At 67.7% G+C, this 1,888-nt stretch carries 1 protein-coding gene; it reads left to right on the forward strand.

All coding sequences use genetic code 11. From position 1 onward, the window contains the following. Nucleotides 1–178 precede the first annotated feature (178 nt). Nucleotides 179–1,825, forward strand: coding sequence for an IS1634 family transposase (locus ABD225_RS15790; RefSeq protein ID WP_425564465.1), 1,647 nt, complete (start codon nucleotides 179–181; stop codon nucleotides 1,823–1,825). The last annotated feature ends 63 nt before the right edge of the window (nucleotides 1,826–1,888 follow it).

A 1,888-nucleotide genomic window follows, 5' to 3' on the forward strand; every position in this document is an offset into this window, starting at 1 on the left:
CAGGTCAAGGCACCAGCCCGGCCAGTGGCTCAAGATAACCAACGAACGGCTCAACCGGGAGATCCGCCCTGACTTGGGTCACCTGACCGGTTTGCGGGATGCGGGATCGCTCTGACCTGCGGCGATTCGCTCGGTTAGTGTGTCGTTAAGGCACTAATTCGGGTGGTGAGGGGCGCGCGTGGCGTGGGTTCGGCGGGTGCGGACGGCCTCGGGTGCCACGGCGGTGCAGATCGCGGAGTCGGTTGCTGGGCAACGCCGGATCGTGCGTCATGTCGGGTCGGCTCGGGACGAGGCCGACCTGGGCCTGCTGATGGAGCGGGCGCGTCGGCTGCTGGATGATGACCGGCAGGGTGTGCTGGACCTGGGGATCACACCGGTCGCGGCGAAGGCCACGATGGTGGGCCCGCCGCAGCCGCTGTCGTTGCTTCCCGGCGCTGGGTCAGGGTCGTCGGCTCGGCCGTTGGTGTCGCGGTCGCGGGTGCTCAAGACCTCCTCGGGTCTGCTGTTCGAGGTGTTGGCCGGGGTGTACGCGAGCCTGGGTTTGGACGTCGTGGGCGATGACAGCTTCCGGGACTTGGTGATTGCCCGGGTGGTGGAGCCGACCAGCCTGCTCGACGTGGATCGGGTGCTGGCGGAGCTGGGCCAGAAGGCGGTGAGTCTGTCGACGCGCAAGCGCACCCTGCGGCGGGCTCATCAAGGCTCCTACCGCGACCAGGTCGCCACCGCGTGCTTCACCCACGCCGCCACCGACGGGGATGTGTCGTTGGTGTTGTACGACGTCACCACGTTGTACTTCGAGGCCGAGCACGAGGACGAGCTGCGGAAGGTCGGGTACTCCAAGGAGCGGCGGGTCGACCCGCAGATCGTCGTCGGTCTCCTCGTCGACCGGCAGGGGTTCCCGCTCGAGATCGGCTGCTACGAGGGAAACAAGGCCGAGACGACCACGATCGTCCCGATCGTCCAGGCGTTCCAGGAACGGCACAACCTGGCCGACATGGTCGTGGTGGCTGATGCCGGGATGCTGTCCGCGTCCAACCTCAAAGACCTCGACGAGGCCGGGTTGCGGTTCATCGTCGGCTCCCGAGCCACCAAGGCCCCGAACGACCTCGCCTCCCACTTCCGCTGGCACGGGGACGCGTTCACCGACGGACAGATCATCGACACCATCACCCCACGTGTCTCGACGAAGGCCGCGGCCGCGGTCAACGACATCACCAAGAAGGCCGAGCCGGTGTGGGACCCGGCGGTGCACCAGAGGTCGTGGCGGGCGGTGTGGGCGTACTCCAGGAAACGCGCGACCCGCGACCGTCACACCCTGACGTTGCAGGAGAACCGCGCCAAAGCCGTCGTCGCCGGCGAGAAGTCCGCCAGGGCACCGCGGTTCGTCAAGACCAGCAACGGCACGAGGTCCTTGGACGAGGCGTCGCTGGCACGGGCGCGGCGACTGGTCGGTTTGAAGGGCTACGTCACGAACATCCCCCGCGACCTCATGCCCGCCAGCGAGGTCATCGCGTCCTACCACGACCTGTGGCACGTCGAGGCCTCGTTCCGGATGTCCAAGACCGACCTGCGCGCCCGGCCCATGTTCGCGCGCACTCGAGACGCGATCGAAGCCCACCTCACCATCGTGTTCACCGCCCTGGCCGTCGGCCGCGAGGTACAGCACCGGACCGGGCTGTCCCTGCGCCGCGTCCTGCGAACCCTCAAGCCACTGCGCTCAGCCACCGTCGAGATCAACGGCGTCATCACCATCATCCCGCCAGCGCTGACCCCGGATGAGGCCGCGCTCGTCGAGGCGCTACAACAGACGCGACCAAGGCACTAAGCACATGACCCAACTCAGGCCGGGGTATCCCGATCCTGGCTGTACACCCAGGCCGACCTGCTC

The organism is Nostocoides veronense (genome assembly GCF_039531185.1).
Classification (GTDB): Bacteria; Actinomycetota; Actinomycetes; order Actinomycetales; family Dermatophilaceae; genus Nostocoides_A; species Nostocoides_A veronense.